Consider the following 26406-nt stretch of genomic DNA (forward strand, 5'->3'; position numbering starts at 1 on the left):
TTTATCCTCGGATCGCCCAGAACGCCAGGTTCAGCCCTGGGAACTGACCGGCGATATGGAACGCAAAGCCACCGGAGTTGCTGAGTTGCTGCCAGTGGTCGCTGCCCCGGTCCAATTCGTAATAGGTGGAGCCGGCGTGGTACGGCAACTGGCGCGGCGCCACCGGCAGCGGCAGCAGGCCGATGCCCGGCAGCTGCAGGTTGACCAGGTCGCGGATGTGTTCCACCGAACCGACCTTGCTCTGCTGGCCGAAGCGGCCGCGCAGGGTTTCGGCGGGCACGTCGGCGCGCACCACCAGGATGAAGCTGGCGCTGTCGAGCAGGGTCTTGTCGGCGAGCATCGCCACGTGGATGCCGTAGGCTTTCTCGACAATCGGGATCGGCGTCGCCTTGCTGTCGATCAGCATCGACAGGGCCTCGCGCAGGGCCTGCATCACCGGCGCGTAGCTGAGCGCCAGGTCGTCGTGTTGATAAGGCGGGTATTGCTGCGGCCGTCGTCCGGAGGCGGTGAACGTCGAGAACTCGCCGGCCAGGCTCACCAGCTCGCTGTAGAAACGCTCGGGATGCAGCGGGCTCAACTGGCTCAGGTGCTGGATCAGCGGCTGGGCGCGGTTGACCAGCTGCAACAGCATGAAGTCGGCAATTTCCGAGGCGCCACCGGCACCGGACGCCACCACCCGCCCGGCCAGGGCTTCGCCGCGTTGATGCAGCAGGCCCAGCAGTTCGCTGCGGAACGCCGCCAGCGGCTTGGAGGCGCTGACATCCAGCAACGGCGGGATGTAGGCATCATCGAGCACCAGCGCCCGGTCGGCGCGTTTCTCCTTGATGCGCACTACGCCAATCGCGGCGTAGTCGCCGATGCCGTCCTGTTCAGTCAGCAAGCGCAACGCCCGGGAACCGAGGGCCACCGGCGCGCGGTTTTCGAACGGCGCGTTGTCGTCGCGCACTTCGCACACCTGGCTGACATAACGCGCGGCACCGAGGTCTTCGCCTTCGTCCACGGTGTCGCGGGAACCGGCGCGCTTGAGCGGCAAGGCCAGATACACCACGCCGTCGCGCTGGTTGTCATCGACGTTCAGCGGCGTCGGCGCCACGTCGTCCTGGGGAATATTGAACGGCGTGCCGTCCGGCAGCAGGCCCCGCGCCGAGATGATCGCCAGCTTGCCCTGGGCCAGCAGGCCCTGGTCGATCAGCAATTCGGAAAAACCCCAGGCGCCGGCCGACAAGGGGCGGCTGCGTGCGTCGATGAGGTTTTCCAGGTAACGGTCGTGCTGTTGGAAGTGCTGCGTTCCAATGAACATGCCTTCCGACCAGACCACGCGATTGTTCCAGGACATGGGGGCTCCGATTGCTTATTGGGCAGGGCTGGATGGGGCAACGACGACGGCGCTGCGCACGGCGCGCACATCGAGGCTGATCTGGTATTCGGTGTATTGGCGCGGCGGGACATTCATGACCGTGCGCCACAGCGATTGGTCCAGTTCGCGATAGCCCACCAGGATTCCGATATGACGGGTGGCCGGGTCGAGGTCGCGTTGCAGGCTCGATTGCTGGCCGGGTTGGATCAGCACCTCGTCCTGGTCGATCAGGTCGGCACCGAGGGTTGCCTGGGCCCGCTCGGCCAAGGCGAAATAATCGGAACGGCCAAACGTCGCGGCATTTTTCAATTCGAAAATGCGCACCCGGACCGGGGCCGGCTGGCCGGTGGCGCCGGGGTTGAGACCAGCGATGGCATGGAAATGCAGTTCGATGGCGGCGGTGTCGGCCTCAGCTTCTTCGGGCTGGGGGTTGGCCGCATCCTTGGCGCACGCCGTCAGCAGAAGCGCGGTGGCAACTGCGAGTAAAAACCTGGGAATCATCCTGCGTCCTCAATGACGTTTGAGCTATCCGTTGTTGTCTTGATCAGTCTTGTTATAAGGCGGCGGCGCTCAACGGCGTCGCTGTCGTGTGCTGTGTTCTTCGTAGGCGCGGCTGAACTCACGACCGAACAGGTCCTGGAAATCCTCCTGGGCTTCCCGGGAAATGTTGCTATAGAGCTCGGTGAATTGCTGCCAGTACTGGGCCTGTCGCGAGCCGCTGAAAATGCCTGACAGCCCGCCAGGCTTGCCCATGCGCTCTTCCAGTTGCGCCGGCTCAAAACGCGCCAGCAAATGTTTGATCGCCGCTTCCACGCCGGCCATGACCGCCAACTGGTGGGCACGCAAGTCATCGAAACTGTCGCGCACCGCCGCGTCCGGCGCCATGAACGCCTGGTTGCCATGGCGCAGCAGCAACAGCAGCGCTTCGTCGACATTGGGGGCGAACTTCAGCGGGTTGTTTTCCACCGGCTGGATCATTGTCTGCTGGATGCGGAACTCACCCTTGAGGCTGCTGCGGGCGCGCAGCACATCGATCAGGCCTTCGACCATCAACCGATAGCTGCGCCCGATGCTTTCCATCTGGGCTTCGGCGTTGGCCTTGTCCAGGCGCAGTTGATCCAGCCCGGCGCCGCGCAGGAAGGCTTGGAGCAGGTCGGGTTGAGAACTCTGCACCGGGGTGGGCGTAGGCTCGACACGGCTGACCGGCGCTTCTGGCGGTGGCGCGGATTCAATCGGCGCGACGACCTCAACCATCGGGATGGGCGGAGCAGGTACAGGCTCAAGCACGGGCAGCGGCGGCACGCAAACCGGTTCAGACAGCGGCGCGACAGGAATCGATGCCACCGGCGCAGGCTTGTCACTGAACAAATCCCAGTCTTCCGGGATGACCGGGGCCGATGTCACCGCCACCGGCTCGAACACTGGCTCAACTACAGGCGGCGGGCTCGGGCGCGGAATCGGCGTCGGCGGACGGAAGTCGTGTTGCTCGGCCGGCACATGATCCGGCTGGGTGGCCGGCGGGACGCTGGTCGGGGTGAGGAAATCGAACAGGTCCGGCAGGGTATCCATCGACGATACGCCCTGGAAATGCGCCGGCGTGCTCATGGGCATTGGCGAAGGCGTATTCACCGGGGCACTCTGGCGCCCCATCAAGGCTTCGAAGCTGCTCGGTGCTTCGGCGAACGGATTGCTGTCGGTCATCGGCAAGTCGAAGTCCACCCTGGCCTGGATCTCGTAGTCACCAATGCGGATCACTTCGCCGTCCTGCAACGGCTCGCTATTGCCTTTGCGCAAACGAATACCGGCCTTGACCAATTCCACACCATTAGTGCTGTTATCGGTCAAATAATAACGCCCGTCCTTGTATTGGATGATGCAATGTTTGCCCGAGACCAAACGCTCCGGATCCGGCAATACCCAATCATTATCGGAACTACGGCCAATTGCCATCACTCCCTGGCCCAAGGTCTTTTCAGAACACTGTCCGGGAGTAATCTTGTGATAACTAGTGATAGTCAAACACAGCGGCATCTCGCCTCCTTGCTGAATACTTCTTGTCGCCGACGATACATGAGACCTGGACCCCGGCCCTTGCGTAGCAAAAACCTTGCTAGCGACGGGGAACGGCTTTTTGCCAGCACAATGGCTGATCTTAACCGGCCTGCGTGACAAAAAAACCTGCTTCAGTGCGTACTCCGACCTATGGGTCGCGCGGGTTGTTAAGCACCTCACAACTGTCACATCGGCGAAATAGCTTACCTTGACAACGGATAAGTACTACACCAAAAATGCACAACTTCTTGAATATACATGATGGCACTTTAAGATCATCTCGCATCTATAGCGCCATTATCGTCAAGGAACATGTGAAGTTTCATCCGAAACTTGCGTGTGCACTGCCCGACTTCTTCAGCGGGTGATAGGGAGATCGATCCAAGTGGATGTGCCTTTGTTGCTCGCCGCCGTTTCCGCGAATTCGCCTTGCGGTGAAGACCTGGAATATGACGCGGATTTCTTGCGCCTGGAACGCGATTCCCGAGGCCAGCCCGAACGCAGCATGGGCGATTCGATCCTGCCTGCCGAGCCTCCCGAGTGGCGCAGCATCCAGCAGCAAAGCCTGGACCTGCTGCAACGCAGCAAAGACCTGCGCATCACCCATTTCCTGCTGCAAAGTTCCCTGGCCCTGGAAGGCATTCCCGGCCTCGCCCGCGTACTGACGCTGATCAGCGAACTGCTCAAGCAATACTGGGCAGAGCTGCACCCACGCCTGGACGCCGATGACGACAACGACCCCACCGTGCGGATCAATGCCCTCGCCGGCCTGACCTCGGACGTCACCATTCGCCTGCTGCGCGAGAGCATCCTGGCCCGCTCCCGGACGTTCGGCGCCGTCAGCCTGCGCGCCGCCGCCAATGCCAGCGGCTTGCAAAGTTTTCCCGATGAAAACCTCGGCGCCGAACAACTCGCCGGCGCCCTGCTCGACAGCGATCCCGAGCAGTTGGAAACCATCCGCGCCGCCCTGCTGGAAGCCCGCAGCGCCGCCGAAGCCATCGAACAGCAAGTCAGCGACCAGGTCGGTTCCGCCCAGGGCGTGGACCTCGGCCCGTTGAAACAGCCGCTGAAAATGGCCCTGCAGATTCTCGGTCAGTTCGCCCCGCAGAGCGGCGACAGCGACCTTGCCGATCCCGTCGAACCCGACCACACCGCGCCGGTTGAAAACGCCAGCGTACCGAGCGCGCCGCGCAACAGTACCGTCCCAGGGGAAATCAACAACCGTGACGATGTGCTGCGCAGCCTGGACCGGATCCTGGCGTACTACACCCGCCACGAGCCCTCCAGCCCGCTGCCGGTGCTGTTGAATCGGGCGAAGAATCTGGTGCATGCCGATTTCGCGGCGATCGTGCGCAATCTGATTCCCGACGGCATGAGTCAATTTGAAAACCTGCGCGGCCCGGAAAGCGAATAAAAAGCGAGCGGATCACGCAGTCACGTCATAGGTACCCCCGATGACGCCAACACCGTCGCTCAAGCGACCAGGAGCAGCAACGTGGCGAAGCAAAGTTCTCAGAAATTCATCGCGCGCAACCGCGCGCCTCGAGTGCAGATCGAGTACGACGTCGAGCTCTACGGCGCCGAGAAAAAGGTCCAGTTGCCCTTCGTCATGGGCGTCATGGCCGACCTCGCCGGCAAGCCCGCCGAGCCTCTGGCACCGGTGGCCGATCGCAAGTTCCTCGAGATCGACGTCGACAACTTCGACTCGCGCCTCAAGGCCATGCAGCCGCGCGTGGCGTTCCATGTGCCTAACGAACTGACCGGCGAAGGCAACCTGAGCCTGGACCTGACCTTCGAAAGCATGGACGACTTCAGCCCAGCGGCCGTGGCTCGCAAGGTCGATTCGCTGAACAAGTTGCTCGAGGCGCGCACTCAGTTGGCCAACCTGCTGACCTACATGGACGGCAAGACTGGCGCCGAGGAAATCATCATGAAGGCGATCAAGGACCCAGCGCTGTTGCAGGCCCTGGCGAGCGCGCCGAAGCCCGCCGACGCAGAGCCCAAGGCTTAAGGACTAACGATCATGAACGATTTGGTACGCGACAATCAGCCCCAGAACCTGGGCGCCACCGAAGAAACCAGCGAGTTCGCCTCGCTGCTGCTGCAAGAATTCAAACCCAAGACCGAACGCGCCCGCGAAGCCGTCGAGACCGCCGTGCGCACCCTGGCCGAGCAGGCCCTGGCGCAGACCGACCTGGTGTCCAACGACGCCATCAAGTCGATCGAGTCGATCATCGCCGCCATCGACGCCAAGCTCACCGCCCAGGTCAACCAGGTCATCCACCACCCGGACTTCCAGCAGTTGGAAAGCGCCTGGCGTGGCCTGCACTACCTGGTCAACAACACCGAGACCGACGAGCAGCTCAAGATCCGCGTGCTCAACATCTCCAAGCCTGACCTGCACAAGACCCTGAAGAAATTCAAGGGCACCGCGTGGGACCAGAGCCCGATCTTCAAGAAGATGTACGAAGAAGAATACGGCCAGTTCGGTGGCGAGCCTTACGGCTGCCTGGTGGGCGACTACTATTTCGACCAGTCGCCACCGGACGTGGAACTGCTGGGCGAACTGTCGAAAGTCTGCGCCGCGATGCACGCGCCGTTCATCGCCGCGGCTTCGCCGACCGTGATGGGCATGGGCTCCTGGCAGGAACTGTCGAACCCGCGCGACCTGACCAAGATCTTCACCACCCCGGAATACGCCGGCTGGCGTTCGCTGCGTGAATCGGAAGACTCGCGCTACATCGGCCTGACCATGCCGCGCTTCCTGGCGCGCCTGCCGTATGGCGCCAAGACCGACCCGGTGGAAGCCTTCGCCTTCGAAGAGAACACCGACGGCGCCGACAGCTCCAAGTACACCTGGGCCAACGCTGCCTACGCGATGGCGGTGAACATCAACCGTTCCTTCAAACACTTCGGCTGGTGCTCGCGCATCCGTGGCGTGGAGTCGGGCGGCGAAGTGGAAAACCTGCCGGCCCACACCTTCCCGACCGACGACGGCGGCGTGGACATGAAGTGCCCGACCGAGATCGCTATTTCGGACCGCCGTGAAGCGGAACTGGCGAAGAACGGTTTCATGCCGCTGCTGCACAAGAAAAACACCGACTTCGCCGCGTTCATCGGCGCCCAGTCGCTGCAGAAACCGGCCGAATACGACGACCCGGACGCCACCGCCAACGCCAACCTGGCCGCGCGCCTGCCGTACCTGTTCGCCACCTGCCGTTTCGCCCATTACCTGAAGTGCATCGTGCGCGACAAGATCGGCTCCTTCAAAGAGAAGGACGAGATGCAGCGCTGGTTGCAGGACTGGATCCTCAACTACGTCGACGGTGACCCGGCGCACTCCACCGAGACCACCAAGGCCCAGCATCCATTGGCTGCCGCCGAAGTGATCGTCGAAGAAGTCGAAGGCAACCCGGGGTACTACAACTCCAAGTTCTACCTGCGCCCGCACTATCAGCTCGAAGGGCTGACCGTGTCGCTGCGCCTGGTATCGAAACTGCCGTCGGCCAAGGGCGCGTAAATAGAGGATTTGTTGGAAAAGGCTCGCTCCTGTGCAGGAGCGGGCTTGCTCGCCAATGCGTCGGGTCAGTCGGCGTCGATGCTGGATGACGCACCGCATTGGCGAGCAAGTCCGCTCCCACAGGTTCGGTGTCTTGACTGACGTTCAAAGTAATTTCGCAAGGTCAGCGTCAACCAAACAATGTGGTAGAGACCACACAGGGAGAAAACATGGCTGTTGATATTTTCATCAAGATCGGCGACATCAAGGGCGAGTCCATGGACAAGGCCCACAAGGACGAGATCGACGTCCTGAACTGGAGCTGGGGCATGTCCCAGTCCGGCAACATGCATGTCGGCAGCGGTGGTGGCGCGGGCAAGGTCAACATCCAGGACCTGTCGCTGACCAAGTACGTCGACAAGGCTTCGCCGAACCTGATGATGCACTGCGCCAGCGGCAAGCACGTCGACAAGGTCAAGCTGACCGTGCGCAAGGCCGGCGGTGAAAGCCAGGTCGAGTACATGATCATCAACCTGGAAGAAGTGCTGATCACTTCCCTGAGCACCGGTGGCTCGGGCAGCGATGATCGCCTGACCGAAAACATCACCCTGAACTTCGCCAAGGTGCTGGTCGACTACCAGCCGCAGAAAGCCGACGGCACCAAGGAAGGCGGCCCGGTCAAGTTCGGCTGGAACATCCGTCAGAACGTCAAGGTGTAATCGAACACGCCCCCGGTGCCACGCGCCGGGGGTGTTTGGTGCTTGCTCGAATCCAATTCTTTCCCACGTGGTATCTGAGTCATGGCCAAGCCTTCGTTTGTCAATTTGTGGAAAGCGTATTCCGATCTGCTGGTGGCCCACCCCGACGCAAAACCTTGTGAAGGCCCCTGGGCAAACCAATGCGCCATACGCATGAGCCTGACGCTCAATGCGGAGAAGACCATCAAGGTCAACAAATCCACCTACACCGAACCCAAGTGTGCGCATGAACACGCCAGGGGGGCCGAATCGCTGGCCAATTGGTTGTGGAAACATCATCTCGGACGGCCAACCATCCTTGGCAACAGTGCCGAGGAACGCCGCAAATTGATGGGAAAAACCGGACTGATTTTCTTCAAGGACTGCTTCCAGCAATCTGGGGAGTCTGCAGAAGGTCGTACCGGTGACCATATCGATTTATGGAACCGTGGCCTGACCCAGACCAACGATCTTTTCTACAGATCCAAAGCCGTCTGGTTCTGGGAGCTCGCGTAATGAAAAAGCCCCTGCTCGCCGCAGGCCTGGCGATGAGCCTGGTCAGCCTGAGCGCATGCGCCGAGCATGCCGATACGCCGACGACCCAGGCTGTTTTCGTGGGTCAGCCGCTCAGCCTGGTTGACGACCAAGGTCAATGCACATTAGTCAAACCCGACCAGAGCCGCATGAAGCTGGACATGGAATGGCCGTGCGGCTTCAGCCTGGATAAACAGCAGAAGCTGCGCGTCGAAATGTTCAATGACATTCCGATATTGGCGGTCTGGCGCAGTGAACACATGCCGGCCCCCAGCCGCGATTGCCTGAGCAAAATGCAGGCTATTCGTCAGATGCCGACAGGTTTCGAGGCGGGAACGGTCAGCGTCTATGCGGCTTGCGGCTCCGGCGGCGACCAAAAAATGTATGTAGCGCCTTTCACGTGGTAACCGAAATCGCCACCCGCGATCGCCTGCAACCGTCCCTGCTGGACCGGCTGACCGACGACGATCCGACCAACCCCAAGGAAAGCGCCGACAAGCGCGTGCTCTCCCTGACCCAATTGAAAGCCTCGGTGCTGCGTGACCTGGCGTGGCTGCTCAACACCACGTCGTTGCTCGACGCCGATGCCACGCTGCACACGCCGGCGGGCACCTCGGTGGTGAATTTCGGGCTGCCGGCACTGGCCGGCAACAGCGCGTCGAACGTCGATGTCTCGGCCCTGGAAACCTTGATCCACCAGGCCATTGCCACCTTCGAGCCGCGCATCCTGCGCCACACCTTGCGCGTGCGGGCCCGGGCGACGGCCGAAATGAACCACAACGCCCTGAGCTTCGAGATCGAAGGCGACCTCTGGGCCCAGCCGGTGCCGCTGCGCCTGATGCTGCAAACCGACCTGGACCTGGAAACCGGCCACGTGCGCGTGGTCAACGCTGACCAGCGGAGACGCCCATGAACCCGCGCCTGCTGGAGCTGTACAACCAGGAACTGCACCACGTGCGCGAAAGCGCGGCGGAGTTTGCCAAGGAATATCCGAAGATCGCCAGTCGGCTGACCTTGGCCGGCATGGACTGCGCCGACCCGTATGTCGAGCGCCTGCTCGAAGGCTTCGCCTATTTGACGGCGCGGGTGCAACTCAAGCTCGACGCCGAATACCCGACCTTCACCCACAACCTGCTGGAAATCGCCTACCCGCATTACCTGGCGCCGACGCCGTCGATGACGGTGGTGCAGATGCAGGCCGACCCGGACGAAGGCTCCCTGAGCAGTGGTTTCCCGCTGCCGCGCGATACCGTCCTGCGCGCCGCCCTGGGTCGCGAATCCCAGACCTGCTGCGAGTACCGCACCGCCCACGCGGTGACGTTGTGGCCGTTGCAGGTCAGCCAGGCCGAATATTTCGGCAACCCGTCCGCTGTGCTCGGGCGCCTGGCCGCCAGCGAACCGAAAGCCAAGGCCGGCCTGCGCCTGACCCTGCGCACCGGCGCCGAACTGCCGTTCAACAGCCTGGCGCTGGACAATCTGCCGTTGTACCTCAGCGGTGCCGACGAGCAACCCTTCCGTCTTTACGAGCAACTGCTGGGCAACGCCTGCGCGGTGTTTGCTCGCCAGCCCGGCGGCAATTGGGTTGAACGGCTGCCTCAGGATGCGTTGCGCTCCCAGGGTTTCGATGATGCCGAGGCCGCGCTGCCAGTGGTGTCGCGGGCCTTCCAAGGCTATCGCCTGTTGCAGGAATACTTCGCCCTGCCCCACCGTTTCCTGTTTGTCGACTTCACCCAGTTGAGTCGCGCAGTCAAGCGCTGCGATGGCCAGGAACTGGAGTTGATCGTGCTGTTCGACCGCCACGATCCGAGCCTGGAAGGCAGCGTCGGCGCCTCGCAGTTCCTGCCGTTCTGCACCCCGGCGATCAACTTGTTCCCCAAGCGCCTGGACCGCATTCATTTGTCGGACCGGGTCAACGAACACCACGTGATTGCCGACCGCACCCGGCCGATGGATTTCGAAGTGCATTCGCTGACGGGGCTGACCGGCCACGGCACCGGGCCGGAGCAACCGTTCCTGCCGTTCTATGCGGTGCGCGATCCGTCCCGCTATGGCCGCGACAAAGCCTATTACACCGTACGGCGCGAACCGCGGGTGCTGTCCAGCGACCAGCGTCGCAACGGCCCGCGCTCGACCTATGTCGGCAGCGAGACCTTCGTCAGCCTGGTAGACAGCCAACAAGCGCCCTACCGCCACGACTTGCGCCAACTGGGCGTGACCGCGCTGTGCACCAACCGCGACCTGCCGCTGTTCATGAGCGTCGGCAACGGCAAGACCGACTTCACCCTCGCCGACAGCGCGCCGGTGGGTGCGGTGCGCTGCGTGGCCGGGCCAAGTCGCCCGCGGGCCAGCCACGCCCACGACGCCAAGGCCTGGCGATTGATCAGCCAGTTGTCGCTGAACTACCTGTCGTTGAGCGAACAAGGCCAAGGCGCCGCCGCCCTGCGTGAACTGCTGCGCCTGTACGGCGACAGCAACGACGCGGCGCTGCAATTGCAGATCGAAGGCCTGCGCGAGGTCAGCAGCAAGCCCTGTACCCGGCGCCTGCCGATGCCCGGCCCGATCGTCTTTGGACGTGGCCTGGAAATTACCTTGGAATTCGATGAAAACGCGTTTCGCGGCACCGGGGTGTTCCTGCTCGGCGCGGTGTTCGAGCGCTTCCTGGCACGCTACGTGTCGATCAACAGTTTTACCGAGACGGTGATCCGTACCACCGAACGCGGCGAGATCATGCGATGGAAAGCCAAGCCCGGACGTCGTCCGACCCTGTGAGTACCCTGGAAGCGATGCACCAGGAACCCTGGGAATACGACTTCTTCCAGGCGTTGCGGCGCATCGAATGCGAAACACCCGAGCTGCCGCGCCTGGGCCATTCCCTGCGCCTGGCCGATGACCCGTTGCGCCTTGGACAACAGGCCGAGTGCACCTTCGCCCCCGCCACCCTCGCCTCGGTGCAACCGGGTGTCGATGGCGCGCCGGCGCGCATGGAACAGTTCTTCTTCGGCCTCGGCGGCCCCAACGGCCCGATGCCGCTGCACATCACCGAATACGTGCGCGAACGTCAGCGCAACAATGGCGACAGCACCAGCAAGCGCTTCCTCGATGTGTTCCACCATCGTCTGCTCAGCCTGTTCTACCGGGCCTGGGCCGAAGCGCGGCCGACCGTCAGCCACGACCGCCCGGACGATGATTATTGGTCCGCACGCCTGGCGGCCCTCAGCGGCCGGGGCATGCCGAGCTTGCTCAACCAAGGGCTGATCCCCGACACGGCGAAGCTGCACTACAGCGGCCACCTCTCGGCGCAAACCCGCTACCCGGACGGCTTGAAGGCGATCCTCAGCGAGTATTTCGGCCTGCCGGTGGAGATCGAAGAGTACGTCGGCCAATGGCTGGAACTGCCGGAGCGCAGCCGCGTCGGTGTCAGTGCCAACCAGCTGGGCGTGGACTTCTGCCTGGGTCGCTTCGTGTGGGATCGCCAGCACAAATTCCGCATTCGCCTGGGACCGCTCAAGCTCGTCGACTACATGGGCATGCTGCCCGGCAGCCAACCGTTCAATGAGCTGGTGGCCTGGGTCGCCGAATACCTGGGCCACGAGCTGGACTGGGACCTGAACCTGGTCCTGGAACAGCCCGAAGTGCCCGCACTACAACTCAATGGCCGTTTCCGCCTGGGCTTCAATACCTGGCTGGGACGTCCTGAAACAGATGCCAACGATTTAATACTGGCCAGGCATTACGCCGAACAGGCCAACACCTCACAGACCTCAAGGAGCCATGAGCATGGGTGAAATCAGTCGCGCCGCGTTGTTCGGCAAACTCAACAGCGTGGCCTACAAAGCCATCGAAGCCGCCACCGTGTTCTGCAAGTTGCGCGGTAACCCATATGTGGAACTGGCCCACTGGTTTCATCAGTTGCTGCAACTGCAGGACTCGGACCTGCACCGCATCATCCGCCAGTTCAACATCGAGCCGGCGCGCCTGGCCCGTGACCTGACCGAGGCACTGGATCGTTTGCCACGGGGTTCGACGTCGATCACCGACCTGTCCTCCCATGTCGAAGAGGCCGTGGAACGCGGCTGGGTCTATGGCAGCCTGATGTTCGGCGAAAGCCAGGTGCGCACCGGTTACCTGGTGCTGGGCATCCTCAAGACGCCAAGCCTGCGCCACGCGCTGCTGGGCCTGTCGTCGGAGTTCGACAAGGTCAAGGTCGAAGCCCTGAGCGAGCGCTTTGACGAATACGTCGGCGACTCGCCGGAAAACGCCCTGACCGCCAGCGACGGTTTCAACGCCGGTGCCGTGCCGGGTGAAGCCAGCGGCGCCATGGCTCCAGCCGCCATGGGCAAGCAGGAAGCCCTCAAGCGTTTTACCGTCGACCTCACCGAGCAGGCCCGCAGCGGCAAGCTCGACCCCATCGTCGGCCGTGACGAAGAGATCCGCCAACTGGTGGACATCCTCATGCGCCGCCGGCAGAACAACCCGATCCTCACCGGCGAAGCCGGCGTGGGCAAGACCGCCGTGGTCGAGGGCTTTGCCCTGCGCATCGTCGCCGGTGACGTGCCGCCATCCCTCAAGGACGTAGAACTGCGCAGCCTCGATGTGGGCCTGTTGCAGGCCGGCGCGAGCATGAAAGGCGAATTCGAACAACGCCTGCGCCAGGTCATCGAAGACGTCCAGGCCTCGCCCAAGCCGATCATCCTGTTCATCGACGAAGCCCACACCCTGGTGGGTGCCGGTGGCGCCGCCGGCACGGGCGACGCCGCCAACCTGCTCAAGCCGGCGCTGGCTCGCGGCACCTTGCGCACCGTGGCCGCCACGACCTGGGCCGAGTACAAGAAGCACATCGAAAAAGACCCGGCCCTGACCCGTCGCTTCCAAGTGGTGCAAGTGGCCGAGCCGTCGGAAGACAAGGCCCTGCTGATGATGCGCGGCGTGGCCTCGACCATGGAAAAACACCACCAGGTGCAGATCCTCGACGAAGCCCTGGAAGCCTCGGTCAAGCTGTCCCACCGCTACATTCCCGCGCGCCAGTTGCCGGACAAGTCCGTGAGCCTGCTGGACACCGCCTGCGCCCGTGTCGCCATCAGCCTGCACGCTGTGCCGGCCGAAGTGGACGACAGCCGTCGGCGCATCGAAGCGCTGGAGACCGAACTGCAAATCATCGCCCGTGAGCACGCGATTGGCGTGGTCATCGGCACTCGCCAGACCCACAGCGAAAGCCTGCTGAGCGCTGAGCGCGAACGCCTGGCCGAACTGGAAAGCCGCTGGGCCGAAGAAAAAACCCTCGTGGACGAATTGCTGGAAACCCGCGCCACCCTGCGCGAACGCGTCGGCGTGGTGGACAGCGAGGACGGCAGCGAAACCAGTCACCAACTGCGCGAGAAACTGGTGGACTTGCAACAACGCCTGACCGCCCTGCAAGGTGAAACCCCGCTGATCCTGCCGACCGTGGATTACCAGGCCGTGGCCTCGGTGGTCGCCGACTGGACCGGTATCCCGGTGGGGCGCATGGCCCGCAACGAACTGGAAACCGTGCTCAACCTCGACCAGCATCTGAAAAAACGCATCATCGGCCAGGACCATGCCTTACAGATGATCGCCAAGCGCATCCAGACCTCCCGCGCCGGCCTCGACAACCCGAGCAAGCCGATTGGCGTGTTCATGCTTGCCGGCACCTCCGGCGTGGGCAAGACCGAAACCGCCCTGGCCCTGGCCGAAGCCATGTACGGCGGCGAGCAGAACGTCATCACCATCAACATGAGCGAGTTCCAGGAAGCCCACACGGTGTCCACACTCAAGGGAGCGCCACCGGGCTACATCGGCTACGGCGAAGGCGGTGTGCTGACCGAAGCCGTGCGACGCAAACCATACAGCGTGGTGCTGCTGGACGAGGTGGAAAAAGCCCACCCGGACGTGCATGAAATCTTCTTCCAAGTCTTCGACAAAGGCGTGATGGAGGACGGCGAAGGCCGGGTGATCGACTTCAAGAACACCTTGATCCTGCTGACCACCAACGCCGGCACCGAGTTGATCGCCCAGGTCTGCAAAGACCCGCAGAACGTGCCCGAGCCGGAAGAAATCGCCAAGGCGTTGCGCCAACCGCTGCTGGAAATTTTCCCGCCGGCCTTGCTCGGCCGCCTGGTGACGATCCCGTACTACCCGCTCAGCGACGAGATGCTCAAGGCCATCACCCGCCTGCAACTCAACCGCATCAAGAAGCGCGTGGAGAGCACCCACAAAGTGGCCTTCGACTACGACGACGCGGTGATCGATTTGATCGTCTCGCGTTGCACCGAAACCGAAAGCGGCGGGCGCATGATCGACACCATCCTGACCAACAGCCTGTTGCCGGACATGAGCCGCGAGTTCCTGACTCGCATGCTCGAAGGCAAGGCCCTGGCCGGTGTGCGGATCAGTGCCGTGGACAACGAACTGAAGTACGATTTCAGCGACGCAGCCTGACCTGATAGAACTGGAGCAAATGTGGGAGCGGGCTTGTTCGCGAAAGCAATCTGTCAGTGCCATTGATGTTGACTGACACAACGCCTTCGCGAGCAAGCCCGCTCCCACAGTGGGTATTCGGTTCCTTCAGTTACTACCATTTGCACGGGACATTCGATGCTATTCAACCAAGCCTCACGCCTGGCCAAGATCACCAGCCCACTGGGTCCCGAGGTGCTATTGCTCAAGGACATGGGCGGCGGCGAAGAGTTGGGGCGGCTGTTCAACTATGAATTGCAGCTGCACTCGCTGGACAACGCCATTGACCTCAACCAGGTACTCGGCAAGCCGATGTGCGTGAGCGTTCAGCTGGACGGCGGTGGCGAGCGACATTTTCATGGCATCGTGGCGCGCTTCAGCCAGAACGTCGACCAGGGCCAGTTCGCCAGTTACCAGGCCACGCTGCGGCCCTGGCTGTGGCTGCTGACGCGCACCTCTGATTGCCGGATTTTCCAGAACCTGACCATCCCGCAGATCATCAAGCAGGTGTTCCGCGACCTGGGTTTTTCCGATTTCGAAGATGCTCTCAGCCGCCCGTATCGCGAGTGGGAATACTGCGTCCAGTATCGCGAGACCAGTTTCGATTTCGTCAGCCGCTTGATGGAGCAGGAAGGCATCTATTACTTCTTCCGTCACGAACAGGGTCGCCATGTGCTGGTGCTGGCCGACGCCTATGGCGCCCACACCACCGCGCCCGGCTACGGATCGGTGCCTTATTACCCGAAGAACGAGCAGCAGCGCGAACGGGACCACATCCACGACTGGCACCTGGCGCAGGAAGTCCAGCCGGGTTCGCTGGAACTTAACGACTATGATTTCCAACGCCCCAGTGCGCGCATCGACGTGCGCTCGGCCATGCCCCGCCCACACACGGCGGGTGACTATCCGCTGTTCGACTACCCTGGCACCTACGTGCAAAGCGAAGACGGCGAACACTACGCCCGCACCCGCATCGAAGCCTTGCAGACCCTGCATGAACAAGTCGAGCTGGCAGGCAACGCCCGGGGCCTGGGTTCGGGGCATCTGTTCAGCCTCACCGGCTTCACGCGCCAGGACCAGAACCGCGAATACCTGATTGTCGGCGCGCGCTATTACCTGTCCCAGGAAAGCGGCGAGAGCGGCGTCGGCGCGCCTTCGGCGCAATTCGAAAGCAGCCTGACCTGCATCGACGCCCAGCAGAGCTTTCGTCCGATGGCGATCACCCACCGGCCTATCGTCAAAGGTCCACAGACGGCGTTGGTGGTGGGTCCTAAAGGCGAGGAAATCTGGACCGACCAGTTCGGCCGGGTAAAGGTGCATTTCTATTGGGACCGTCACGACCAATCCAACGAAAACAGTTCGTGCTGGATTCGGGTGTCGCAATCCTGGGCCGGCAAGAATTGGGGCTCGATGCAGATCCCGCGCATCGGCCAGGAAGTGATTGTCAGCTTCCTTGAAGGTGATCCCGATAGGCCGATCATCACCGGTCGCGTGTACAACGCCGAACAGACCGTGCCCTACGATTTGCCCGAGAACGCTACCCAGAGCGGCATGAAAAGCCGTTCAAGCAAGGGCGGCACGCCGGCGAACTTCAACGAAATCCGCATGGAAGACAAAAAGGGCGCCGAGCAGTTATACATCCATGCCGAGCGCAACCAGGACATCGTGGTCGAGGTGGACGAGAGCCATTCGGTGGGCCATGACCGCAACAAAAGCATCGGCCACAACGAAACCGTGACCATCGGCAACAACCGCCTGCGCATTGTCAAGCAGGAAGACATCCTCTCGGTGGGCCAGCGCAAGACCGACAGCATCAGCCAGAGCTACGTCATCGAAGTGGGCGAGAACCTGCGTCTTGTATGCGGCGAGAGCATCCTGGAGCTCAACGCCAGCGGCCAGATCAACCTGACCGGCGTGCAGATCAGCTTCTATGCCAGCGGCGACGCCGAGTTCAACACCGGCGGCGTGCTGCACCTGAACAATGGCGGCGGCCCCGGTGCCACGCCGGACGGCCAGGGCGTCAAGGCCAGTATCGACGCCAACATCAGCGCCGCGTTCCCCAAGGGCTAATTTCGAGATTTATGCGCCATGACTTACCGCCTCAATGAATTCCAGCTCCAGCTGCCGCCAAGCGAGTTGCTGGACGCGACGATCAACATCCTCAAGTTCCCTGAGCTGGGCACCTCCCTGATCGTCAGCCGCAGCCTGCTGGCCGAGGGCGAAACCCTGCAGAGCAACCTCGACGACCAGCTCAAGCGCCTGGACAAACAAGTCCAGGACCTGCGCTGCCAACCGGGCGCCACACTGCGGGTGGGCGCCAACCAGGAAGTCGAAGCCATCGAGCTGCGCAGCCAGTTCAACAAGGGCAACGAAAAAGTCTTCCAGTATCAACTGGCGCTGGTGTTGCCGGGCACGCGCAAGATGCTTGCCCTGAGTTACGTCAAAGCCGAGAAACTGGGCGATGCCGAAGCGGCGCATTGGGCGACGATCAAGGGCTCGCTGGTATTCGACGTCCCGGCTTGATGAGCACATTGCATGTCTGATGCACTCTGGGCCGCCCGGCTAGGCGACGCGCTGAACCACACCTCGATGATGGCCGATATCCTCGGCGGAGTCCTGGAAGTGGCCGCGAACATTGCGATCACCGCGGTGGCGACGGCTGCCGTGGTGGCGGCCACGGGCATTACCGTTGCCACCGGCGGCTTGGGTTGCTTCCTGCTCGGCGCGGTGGTGGGCGCCGTGGTCGGCCTGGCCATGAGCAAGACCGGGGCTGACAAGGGGTTGAGCAATATATGCGAGGGCATCGGCAATGCTCTTTTCCCGCCCACGGTGCAAGCCAACATCCTCACCGGCTCCACCAACACCCTGACCAACAACATCCCTGCCGCCCGCGCCGCCGGGGCGATCGAGTCCCATGTCGCGCCGGCCGGCACCGAACTTGAGGCACCCGAAGCCGAACCCAGCTACCTGGACATGGCCGAGAATTTCTTCTCGCAAATGTGGCGTCCCACCGTCGCCGTGCCCGCGCCCGGTGCCGTGCCCAAGCCGCTGGACATGATCACCTGCATGAAGCATCCGCCGATGCCGCCGCAATTCCTGGCAGAAGGCTCGGACAAAGTCACCATCAACGGCCAGCCCGCCGTGCGCAGTGGTGACCGCAGCACCTGCGATGCCACCGTGGTGTCCTCCGGGCTGATTTCACCCGACGTGACCATTGGCGGTGGCTCGGTGGTGGTGCGCGAGATCCGCAGCGGCAAGACCCCAGGCGTAGGCCTGGCGGTCACGGCGTTGCTGATGCTCAAGGGCGGCAAAGGCAAATTCCTCAGCAACCTGCCGTGCATGCTGGTGGGCGGCGCGGCGTCGATGGCGGTCAGCAGCGCGATGGGCGCAGCGGCCAATGCCGCCATGGGCTCGTCGAACCCGGTACACGCCGCCACCGGAGCCAAGGTCCTGGGCGATGTCGAGGAGATGGACTTCATCCTGCCCGGCATCCTGCCGATTGACTGGCAACGCTTCTACAACAGCCGTGACGAACGCCATGACGGGCTGTTTGGAGCGGGCTGGAGCGTGCCCTATGAGGTACGCGTCGAGATCCTGCCTCATGCCGAGGGCGGCGAAACGCTGGTCTACACCGATGAACAGGGCCGGCGTATCGACATGGGGTCGATTCCCTTGGGCGGCGCTGTATTCAGTGCTGGAGAAGGCCTGAGCGTACGGCGGCATGCCAACGGCCAATTGCTGATCGAAAGCGCGGACGGGCTCTACCGGCTCTTCGAACCCGCACCGGGCACTGCAACGTTGCTGCGCCTGGACCAACTCGGCGACCGCAACGACAACCGCATCCACCTGGACTACGACGACTCCGGACGCCTGGTACGACTGCGCGATACCTTCGACCTCACCGGCATCGCGCTGGCCTACGACGCTCGCTGGCCGCAGCGGGTCGAACGCATAGACCGGCTTTATGCCGATGAGCGCCGCGAAGTATTGATGCACTACGGCTACGACGCCCAAGGTGATCTCGCCTTGGTCCGTCAGTCCAACGGCCAGGTGAAGCGCCGCTACGCCTACGATGCCGGACGCAGGATGGTGGAACACCAACTGCCCACCGGACTTCGTTGTTTCTATGAATGGGGCCGGGTTGAAAACCTGGAGTGGCGGGTCGTGCGCCACTGGACGGACGCAGGCGACATCTACACGTTCGACTATGACTTGGCTGCCGGAACCACGCGCATCACCGACGGTTTGAATCGTATCAGCACCCGGCGCTGGGATGCCCGCTATCAGATCACCGAAGCCACCGACGCGCTGGGCCGCACCTGGGCCTTCCAGTGGAACGACGAAAGCCAGCTACTGACAGCGACCGCCCCCAACGGCGGCCAGCATCAGTTCAGCTATGACGACGCCGGCAACCTCTGTGAAACCCGCGACCCACTGGGGCGCATCGAATCGACCGTGTGGCTCGAGCATTGGGCCCTGCCGCTGGCTGAAACCGACGCGGCAGGCAACACCTGGCAGTATCGCTATGATTCACGCGGCAACCGGATCCGTGAAACCGACCCGCTGGGCCACGTCACGCGCTATCGTCACGACGCCCACGGCCAGGTGGTGGAAATCATCGACGCCGCCGGCAAACGCAAGACATTGCGCTGGACGCCCCTGGGCCAACTCAGTGAACACACCGATTGCTCCGGCTATACCACTCGCTTGAGTTATTGCGAGCGAGGTTTGTTGCTCAGCAGCACCGACGCGCTGGGAGAGCGGACGCTGTTCAGCTACGACGATCAGGGAAGGCTACTGAGCAAGCAATTGCCGGACGGACGCATCGAGCAATATCAGCGCGATGCGAGCGGGCAAGTGATTGGCTACAGCGACCCGGCCGGGCACACCACCCGTTTCCAACATACCTTGAGCGGGCAGCTGCAGGTACGCACCGACGCCCACGGCCGCCGGGTGGAACTGAGCTACGACAACTACGGGCGGCTGCTGGCGCTGACCAACGAAAATGGCGAGAGCTACCGGTTTGCCTGGGACGCCGCCGATCGCCTGGCCGTCGAACACAGCCTGGACGGCAGCCTCAAGCGCTACGCCTACGATCCACTGGACAATGTGACCCGGGTGGAAGCCGTTGCGGTGCCCGGCAGCACCGACCTGGACCTGTCGCCGCAGGCTCCAGTCATCCATGAACTGCAACGCGATGCAGTGGGACGCCTGACAGCGAAGGTCACCGAAGACGGACGCACCGAGTACAGCTACGACGCCCTCGACCAGGTCAACGCCGTCGCGTTCACCAGCAACACCGGTGAACAGCAGAAGATCGGCTTCGGTTACGACGCACTGGGGCAATTGATCGTCGAGCAGAGCTGGGCCGGGCGCCTCGAACATCGCTATGACGAATTGGGCAATCTGACCCAGACGTTGCTCCCCGACGGTCGCTGGCTGAACCGCCTGCACTACGGCAGCGGCCACCTGCACCAGATCAACCTCGATGGCCAGGTCATCAGTGATTTTGAACGCGACCGCCTGCATCGCGAAGTGCTACGCACCCAAGGCCGCCTCAGCACCCGTAGCGAATATGACCGCAGCGGCCGCCTGCGGGCTCGCCAACGTCGGCAGCAGGATCAATCCACTTTGTTGCCAGCGATGGTGCGGTCACTGTTTGGCTTTGACGCCAGCGACCAATTGGTCGAACGCTTCGACAGCCAACCCGATGGCGCCCATCGCCACTTGCTGCACTACGACGCCACGGGTCGCATTCTTGCTAGCCAGGACAACCTCCAGGGCCAGCGCGAAGGCTTCGCTTACGATCCGTCCGCCAACTTGCTTGACGGGCTGTCGTCCGGCACGGGTCGAGTCGCACATAACCGCTTGCTGACCTACCAGGACAAGCGCTACCGCTACGACGGTTTCGGTCGCATGGTCGAAAAGCGCGGTGCCCGGCGCGGCGTCCAGCGTTTTCGCTACGACGCCGAACAGCGCCTGGTGGAGGTTCGCAACGATAACGGCTCGGTCGTGAAGATGACCTATGACCCGTTGGGTCGACGTATCGAAAAAGCCCACTACGACCGCCACGGCACCTTGCTCGGCCGAACCCGTTTCACCTGGGATGCGCTGCAACTGTTGCAGGAGCACAGCGACGGCCAGACCAGCCTCTACATCTACGCCGACGACAGCCACGAACCCCTGGCGCGAGTCGACGGCCTGGGCGAGCAACAGAAAGTCCGTTATTACCACAACGACTTCAATGGCCTGCCCGAACAGCTTTGCGAAGCCGACGGCCATACACTCTGGCGCGCCCGCTACCATGTATGGGGGAGCACGGCCGAAGAGCTTCGCGAACCGTATTACATCGAAGAACAGAACCTGCGTTTCCAGGGCCAATACCTGGACCGTGAAACCGGGCTGCACTACAACACACTGCGCTACTACGACCCGGACATCGGGCGCTTCACCACACCGGACCCCATCGGCCTGGCCGGTGGGCTGAATCTCTACCAGTACGCGCCGAATCCGGTGAGCTGGATCGACCCCTCAGGGTTGATGAAATGCTCCACGCCGCCCAAGGGTCGCAAGGTCAACCGAACGGTCTATCGCTTTGAAGAGCCTGGACGGATCAGCACGACTTGGACGGCACACAAGTGGAACGTTGCCGCCCGGCACCGCTATACCGCCCCTGGACTGGGCGGTGTCTATGGCGCCAACTCGCGCAAGACCGCCATGGGCGAGGTGAATCACTGGGGCGTGGACCTGTCCACGCGGGTGCTGGTTAGCAAAAAAGTGCAACTCAATAACGTCCTGGACCTGACCCGGGCCGATGTGCGCAAGCAATTGGGCGTATCGCTCAAAAGCATCACCGGCAACAAATACACCCAGACTCATCAGATCGGCGCCTGGGCCAAGGCCAACGGCTATGATGGGATCCTGGCGCCGTCGGCCCGAAACCCGACAGGCAGCAACTTGATCTCCTTCGAAGGTTTTTAGTATGGGCTTGGAAGACGAATACGTCGGTGATGCCGGTTGGCAAAGCTTCGTGCAAGTGTACGAAGAGGATTACCTCAACGATGACGCCCGAGCCCTGGCCAAGGCCATGGATGACCATCTGGACATGGCCGTTGTGCTCTGCGGAAAAATGGGACGCGAGAGAGCGCTGCAGTGGCTGGAACGGTCCGTGCCTGCCCTGGGCGACAAACGCCCGGCCGATTGCCTCAAGTCGCCGAAACTGATCAAGCGCCTGAGAATGGCGCTGATGAGCATGCCGTAGTCGAGCGGTAGGAGAACTCGGCGGAAGCCCCTGAAAGGCACGTTTTCCTACAGAAATATCGCATCAACCGATTGCGGTTGCTGCACAACCGAGCGGGAGCAAGCTCCCTCGCCACGGGTTTTCGGGTGAATCCGAGGGTGTGTTTATTCGCTGTCCCTTAGCTTTCCACCAAGCCACACATCCTTGCGCCTTTGCCTACAACTACGCCAGAATCCGCCGGCTTGTGCGCCTTGCTCCCGGGTTCTATCGTTTGCCTGCCACTGCTCATCAGTGGTCGGGTTTAGTAGCCCGAGGTTTTCCCGCAAGATGCATGAGTCCTCAACTCAGGCAGGTATCTCAATTCCTGTCCTTGATGGTGACTGTGCGCAGGGCGCTTCGGCGCGCCGGCAATGCTGGAATCCCCGGTCTACTAACCTGCGTACAGCCGCCACCCTTCTTTTAGTAGGGACAGGGTCGCGGCCTAATTTGAGGATTCCAGCTTATGTTCAAGATAACGCCAAACCCTCCAGAAGCAGACCCCAACTCTCCTTATCTGGACGGCCTCAACGCCAAGCAACTCGAAGAAGCCACTACCCGCGCACTGGACTTTTATCTGAAGCCCAAACCAACAAGACCTAAAGAAACCATAAAGCCCGGCCAGCTATTCACCGTAGTAAAAGACCTCGACAACGAATGCCTGTTGGCCAACCTCAGCGAAACCCTGGCCTCAGCCGATGCGATGGTCAATGAACTGGCGTTCGATATGGAAGGCTCCAACCGTCACGTGCTGCTTGGGATCCAGCAATTGATCGAGCTGGGTTCGTTGCTGGCGAATCGCGTGTTGGATAACGTCGATCCCCGATAGCCGCCGCACCGCAAGCGCCTGTGGCGAGCGGATTTATCCCCTCGCCACAGGGGCTTGCGGTGGATTAACAGATGGTTGCTATCTAACAGCCACAAAAAAAGGCATACCGATCACCTTCGGTATGCCTTTTTTGTTGCCGCTTCCTTCCCTCGATCGAGGTACTCGCCGCAATTATGGGTTGACGCTGTCCTTCAAGGATTTGCCCGGCTTGAACGCAACGGTGTTGCTGGCCTTGATTTTCACCGGCTCGCCGGTTTGCGGGTTCTTGCCAGTGCGGGCGCCGCGGTGGCGTTGCAGGAAGGTGCCGAAGCCCACCAGGGTCACGCTGTCCTTGCGGTGCAGGGCGCCGGTGATTTCTTCGAGGACGGCGTTGAGGACGCGGTTGGCTTGTTCTTTGGTGAGGTCCGCTTTTTCCGCGATGGCGGCGGCGAGTTCTGGTTTACGCATGAATGAAGCCCCTTTGACGGTTTTTTTGTTGTTATGTCCGTGCTGTTCTCTTCGGAACAACCCCTAAGGCGCCGCAGGCTCTACTCTGCGGCAGACGGGAGTGAGGATGGCACGGGGCCGCAACCGGCGCCAGTGGCCGGCGGGTGTTTGTGGCGTCAAAAGCAGGGTATTTACGACAGAACGACCGCCATTTACGCCAGCAGCGCCGGAAGCTGCTTGTTCAGCGCCAGTTTCTCCATCACAGCCGCCCCCGTCAGGGCGTAACCCAGCAAATTGCCTTGGGTATCGCGGCACAAGGCCTTGATGTCGGCGCCCTGCCCTTCGACGCTCCAGACGCCTTCGCTGCCCCGTGGCGGTGGCGAAACCACCAGTGGGCACACCGGCGTCTTGACGGTGATCGGCATGGCGCCATAGCTGACAGCGGTCGGGTTGCCGGCCAGGGTTTGAGCCAGGGCGCGGGCGCAACTCATCAGCGGCATGACGTAGAGCAGGTTCAAGCCATCGACCTCGGCGCAATCACCCAAGGCGTAGATATTGGCGTGGGAAGTCTTCAGGTGACGATCGACCACCACGCCGCGGTTGACCAGCAGGCCGGCCGCGGCGGCCAGGTCGATGCGCGGGCGCAGGCCGATGGCCGAGACCACCAGGTCGCAGGTAATCACTTGGCCATCCGACAGGTGCGCTTCCGATCCATCGCCCACCCGTTGCAGGCGATTGAGCACCGGCCCGAGGTGGAAACGCGCGCCGAGGCTTTCCAGCCCGGCCTGTACCGCTGCCGCGGCGGCAGGGTGCAACAGCGTCGGCATGACTTGTTCGCACGGGGCCACCAGCTCGACTTCATAGCCGCCGAGGATCAGGTCGTTGGCAAATTCGCAGCCGATCAGGCCGGCGCCGAGCAGCAGCACCCGGCGCTTGCCAGCGGCGGCGGCGCGAAAGCGGGCATAGTCTTCAAGGTCATTGATCGGGAAGATCAAGTCTGCGGCATCGCCTTGCACCGGCACACGTACGGTTTCAGCGCCCCAGGCCAGGATCAGGTCGCGATAATTCACCGCCTCTTCGCCGATCCACAGGCGCTTGTGGCCCGGGTCGATGCCGCTGATGCGCGTGTGGGTGCGCACCTCAGCGTTCAGTTGGCCGGCCATCGCGCCGGGTTCGGCCATGCTCAGGCCATCGGCGTCTTTGTTCTTGCCAAAGCCGGTGGAGAGCATCGGTTTGGAGTAGGAGCGGCCGTCGTCCGCGGTAATAAGCAGCAACGGGGTTTCGCTGTCGAGCTTGCGAAATTCCCGGGCCAGGTTGTAACCGGCCAGGCCAGTACCGACGATAACGACAGGTGCGCTCATGTTGCTCTCCGTTTATGAAACGATCAGTTGATTTCGATCATTTCGAAATCCATCTTGCCGACGCCGCAGTCCGGGCACAGCCAGTCTTCCGGTACATCTTCCCAACGGGTGCCGGGCGCGATGCCATCGTCCGGCCAGCCATCGGCTTCGTTGTAGATCAGGCCACAGACGATACATTGCCACTTCTTCATTCCAATACTTCCTCAAGATGTCAGGCTTTGGCCGGTATTTTCCGGCTCAGGGCGGTTTTGTACTGATCGATCGCGACAGATGCAAGCGGCATCGGCGCGACGGCGGGTTGGCTCGGCCAAAACCGCCGACCGGCATGGTAAGCTCGCGGCCTCATTTGCTGCCATTCAAGACCCCTGTGCCGCCGACAAATTCGATATTTCCTACACTTCAATGGCTGCCTCAACACCTGCTATCGCCCCGCCCGGATGCGTGCGTCATGGACTGGCTATTCGACGAAGGCTCCCTGACCCGGCGTCTGACAGGCCTGTCGGATGATCACTTCAGCGTGACGCCGTTGTTCGAAGGCTGGCAGCCGTTGCGCGCCGACGAATGTGCTGCACTGGACCTGGCCGAGGGCAGCGAGGGTTGGGTGCGCGAAGTGTACTTGCGCGGCCACGGCGAGCCTTGGGTGTTTGCCCGCAGCGTGGCGGCGCGCAGCGCGTTGCAGGGCGACGGCTTGCAGATGGATGAACTGGGCAGCCGCTCGTTGGGCGAGCTGTTGTTTTGTGACCAGGCGTTCCAGCGTCGGGCGATCGAGGTCTGCCACTACCCGAGCCAATGGCTGCCGCCGCAGGTTCGCAGCAACGCGTTATGGGGCCGTCGTTCTCGTTTCGACCGCGGTGCGTTGAGCGTGCTGGTGGCGGAAGTGTTCCTGCCCAGCCTGTGGACGGTCGCCCGCGCCTATTCGGAGAATTGCTGATGTACGTGCAACTGCTCAAATCCTTGAACCGCCTCAATCCGCGGGCCTGGGACTTCGTGCAACTGACGCGCATGGACAAGCCCATCGGTATTTATCTACTGCTGTGGCCGACGTTATGGGCGCTGTGGATTGCCGGCGAAGGCTCGCCATCCGTGGCCAACATCGTGATTTTTGTACTCGGCGTGGTGCTGACCCGCGCCGGCGGCTGCGTGATCAACGACTGGGCCGACCGCAAGGTCGACGGCCACGTCAAACGCACCGAGCAACGTCCACTGGTGAGCGGCAAGATCAGCTCGAAAGAGGCGCTGGTGTTCTTCGCCGTGCTGATGAGCGTGAGCTTCCTGCTAGTACTGTGCACCAACGCGCCGACGATCCTGCTGTCCCTCGGCGGCCTGGCGCTGGCGTTCAGTTACCCGTTCATGAAGCGCTACACGTATTACCCGCAAGTGGTGCTGGGCGCGGCGTTTTCCTGGGGCATGCCGATGGCGTTTACCGCCGAAACCGGCCATCTCCCGGCGGCTGCATGGTTGTTGTACATCGCCAACCTGCTGTGGACGGTGGGCTATGACACCTACTACGCGATGACCGACCGGGACGATGACCTGAAGATCGGGGTGAAGTCCACGGCGATCCTGTTTGGCGATGCCGACCGGGTGATCATCCTGACGTTGCAGGGCCTGGCCTTGGGCTGCCTGCTGTTGGCCGGGTCGAAATTCCAGCTGGGCGGCTGGTTCCACCTGGGGCTGCTGGCCGCCGCCGCGTGTTTCGCCTGGGAGTTCTGGTACACCCGTGGCAGGGACCGGATGCGCTGCTTCAAGGCGTTCCTGCACAACCATTGGGCCGGGTTGGCGATTTTCGTGGGGATTGTGTTGGATTACGGGTTGCGTTGAGTCAAGCCGATCCGGCGCAAACATGAACCTGTGGCGAGGG

At 62.3% G+C, this 26406-nt stretch carries 23 protein-coding genes; 17 read left to right on the plus strand and 6 right to left on the minus strand.

All coding sequences use genetic code 11. The features are described from left to right. Position 1: 1 nt before the first annotated feature. From tssK to tagH, 3 genes are all read right to left on the minus strand, one after another. Positions 2-1336, minus strand: a complete 1335-nt coding sequence (gene tssK / locus JZ00_RS08380; protein WP_039593615.1) for a type VI secretion system baseplate subunit TssK — start codon at positions 1334-1336, stop codon at positions 2-4. A gap of 15 nt (positions 1337-1351) precedes the next feature. After that, the gene (gene tssJ / locus JZ00_RS08385; protein ID WP_039593614.1) at positions 1352-1858 is read right to left on the minus strand and encodes a type VI secretion system lipoprotein TssJ; all 507 of its coding nucleotides are present in this window, start codon (positions 1856-1858) and stop codon (positions 1352-1354) included. A gap of 69 nt (positions 1859-1927) precedes the next feature. Beyond that, a complete protein-coding gene (gene tagH / locus JZ00_RS08390) occupies positions 1928-3388 on the minus strand; it encodes a type VI secretion system-associated FHA domain protein TagH (protein WP_039593613.1) in 1461 nt (486 codons plus the stop codon). Positions 3389-3794: 406 nt separating this feature from the next. On the opposite strand from tagH, the gene tssA reads away from it, so the two are divergent. The 15 genes from tssA (at position 3795) to JZ00_RS08465 (ending at position 22758) form a co-directional block, all read left to right on the plus strand. Further along, the gene (gene tssA / locus JZ00_RS08395; RefSeq protein WP_039593612.1) at positions 3795-4823 is read left to right on the plus strand and encodes a type VI secretion system protein TssA; all 1029 of its coding nucleotides are present in this window, start codon (positions 3795-3797) and stop codon (positions 4821-4823) included. A gap of 81 nt (positions 4824-4904) precedes the next feature. Beyond that, complete coding sequence (tssB, locus tag JZ00_RS08400) at positions 4905-5420, plus strand: type VI secretion system contractile sheath small subunit (protein WP_025216163.1); 516 nt, start codon at positions 4905-4907, stop codon at positions 5418-5420. A gap of 12 nt (positions 5421-5432) precedes the next feature. After that, positions 5433-6929, plus strand: a complete 1497-nt coding sequence (gene tssC, locus JZ00_RS08405; RefSeq protein WP_030138240.1) for a type VI secretion system contractile sheath large subunit — start codon at positions 5433-5435, stop codon at positions 6927-6929. 209 nt (positions 6930-7138) lie between these two features. Then, positions 7139-7627 carry an Hcp family type VI secretion system effector gene (locus tag JZ00_RS08410; RefSeq protein WP_030138239.1) on the plus strand — a complete coding sequence of 163 codons (489 nt, stop codon included), beginning with the start codon at positions 7139-7141 and terminating at the stop codon, positions 7625-7627. 81 nt (positions 7628-7708) lie between these two features. Beyond that, positions 7709-8161 (plus strand): type VI secretion system amidase effector protein Tae4, encoded by a 453-nt coding sequence (locus JZ00_RS08415; protein ID WP_039593611.1) that lies wholly within the window; start codon positions 7709-7711, stop codon positions 8159-8161. Between the two features lie 32 nt (positions 8162-8193). Further along, positions 8194-8586, plus strand: a complete 393-nt coding sequence (locus JZ00_RS08420; RefSeq protein WP_230633494.1) for a hypothetical protein — start codon at positions 8194-8196, stop codon at positions 8584-8586. After that, positions 8580-9092, plus strand: a complete 513-nt coding sequence (gene tssE / locus JZ00_RS08425) for a type VI secretion system baseplate subunit TssE (protein ID WP_039593609.1) — start codon at positions 8580-8582, stop codon at positions 9090-9092. The genes JZ00_RS08420 and tssE overlap by 7 nt, the downstream gene beginning before the upstream one ends. Next, the gene (tssF, locus tag JZ00_RS08430) at positions 9089-10948 is read left to right on the plus strand and encodes a type VI secretion system baseplate subunit TssF (protein ID WP_039593608.1); all 1860 of its coding nucleotides are present in this window, start codon (positions 9089-9091) and stop codon (positions 10946-10948) included. Before tssE ends, tssF begins: the two co-directional genes overlap by 4 nt. Further along, positions 10912-11964 (plus strand): type VI secretion system baseplate subunit TssG, encoded by a 1053-nt coding sequence (gene tssG, locus JZ00_RS08435; protein WP_039593607.1) that lies wholly within the window; start codon positions 10912-10914, stop codon positions 11962-11964. The genes tssF and tssG overlap by 37 nt, the downstream gene beginning before the upstream one ends. After that, positions 11957-14635 carry a type VI secretion system ATPase TssH gene (tssH, locus tag JZ00_RS08440; protein ID WP_039593606.1) on the plus strand — a complete coding sequence of 893 codons (2679 nt, stop codon included), beginning with the start codon at positions 11957-11959 and terminating at the stop codon, positions 14633-14635. The genes tssG and tssH overlap by 8 nt, the downstream gene beginning before the upstream one ends. Before the next feature lie 156 nt (positions 14636-14791). Beyond that, complete coding sequence (locus JZ00_RS08445; RefSeq protein ID WP_039593605.1) at positions 14792-16723, plus strand: type VI secretion system Vgr family protein; 1932 nt, start codon at positions 14792-14794, stop codon at positions 16721-16723. Positions 16724-16741: 18 nt separating this feature from the next. Further along, positions 16742-17176 carry a DcrB-related protein gene (locus tag JZ00_RS08450; protein WP_039593604.1) on the plus strand — a complete coding sequence of 145 codons (435 nt, stop codon included), beginning with the start codon at positions 16742-16744 and terminating at the stop codon, positions 17174-17176. Positions 17177-17188: 12 nt separating this feature from the next. Further along, the gene (locus JZ00_RS08455) at positions 17189-21634 is read left to right on the plus strand and encodes an RHS repeat-associated core domain-containing protein (RefSeq protein WP_039593603.1); all 4446 of its coding nucleotides are present in this window, start codon (positions 17189-17191) and stop codon (positions 21632-21634) included. A 1-nt stretch (position 21635) separates the two neighbouring features. Next, positions 21636-21914 (plus strand): antitoxin Xre/MbcA/ParS toxin-binding domain-containing protein, encoded by a 279-nt coding sequence (locus tag JZ00_RS08460; protein ID WP_039593602.1) that lies wholly within the window; start codon positions 21636-21638, stop codon positions 21912-21914. A gap of 481 nt (positions 21915-22395) precedes the next feature. Further along, positions 22396-22758 carry a DUF6124 family protein gene (locus JZ00_RS08465; RefSeq protein WP_039593601.1) on the plus strand — a complete coding sequence of 121 codons (363 nt, stop codon included), beginning with the start codon at positions 22396-22398 and terminating at the stop codon, positions 22756-22758. A gap of 171 nt (positions 22759-22929) precedes the next feature. Here the strand turns inward: JZ00_RS08465 and JZ00_RS08470 are convergent, their stop codons facing one another. The 3 genes from JZ00_RS08470 to JZ00_RS08480 all read right to left on the minus strand — a co-directional run bounded on the left by JZ00_RS08470 (position 22930) and on the right by JZ00_RS08480 (position 24736). Next, positions 22930-23205: an HU family DNA-binding protein gene (locus tag JZ00_RS08470; protein ID WP_003213368.1), complete on the minus strand. Its 276-nt coding sequence runs from the start codon at positions 23203-23205 to the stop codon at positions 22930-22932. Positions 23206-23396: 191 nt separating this feature from the next. Continuing rightward, the gene (locus tag JZ00_RS08475) at positions 23397-24545 is read right to left on the minus strand and encodes an NAD(P)/FAD-dependent oxidoreductase (protein WP_039593600.1); all 1149 of its coding nucleotides are present in this window, start codon (positions 24543-24545) and stop codon (positions 23397-23399) included. Positions 24546-24568: 23 nt separating this feature from the next. Further along, entirely contained in the window at positions 24569-24736 is a 168-nt protein-coding gene (locus JZ00_RS08480; protein WP_030138222.1) for a rubredoxin, read from the minus strand. A 176-nt stretch (positions 24737-24912) separates the two neighbouring features. Here JZ00_RS08480 and JZ00_RS08485 point away from each other — a divergent pair, with 176 nt between their 5' ends. Next, the gene (locus tag JZ00_RS08485; protein ID WP_045157339.1) at positions 24913-25476 is read left to right on the plus strand and encodes a chorismate--pyruvate lyase family protein; all 564 of its coding nucleotides are present in this window, start codon (positions 24913-24915) and stop codon (positions 25474-25476) included. Then, positions 25476-26366 carry a 4-hydroxybenzoate octaprenyltransferase gene (gene ubiA, locus JZ00_RS08490; RefSeq protein ID WP_039593599.1) on the plus strand — a complete coding sequence of 297 codons (891 nt, stop codon included), beginning with the start codon at positions 25476-25478 and terminating at the stop codon, positions 26364-26366. The genes JZ00_RS08485 and ubiA overlap by 1 nt, the downstream gene beginning before the upstream one ends. The last annotated feature ends 40 nt before the right edge of the window (positions 26367-26406 follow it).

The sequence above is a fragment of the Pseudomonas frederiksbergensis genome (assembly GCF_000802155.2).
GTDB classification, from domain to species: Bacteria; Pseudomonadota; Gammaproteobacteria; order Pseudomonadales; family Pseudomonadaceae; genus Aquipseudomonas; species Aquipseudomonas frederiksbergensis_A.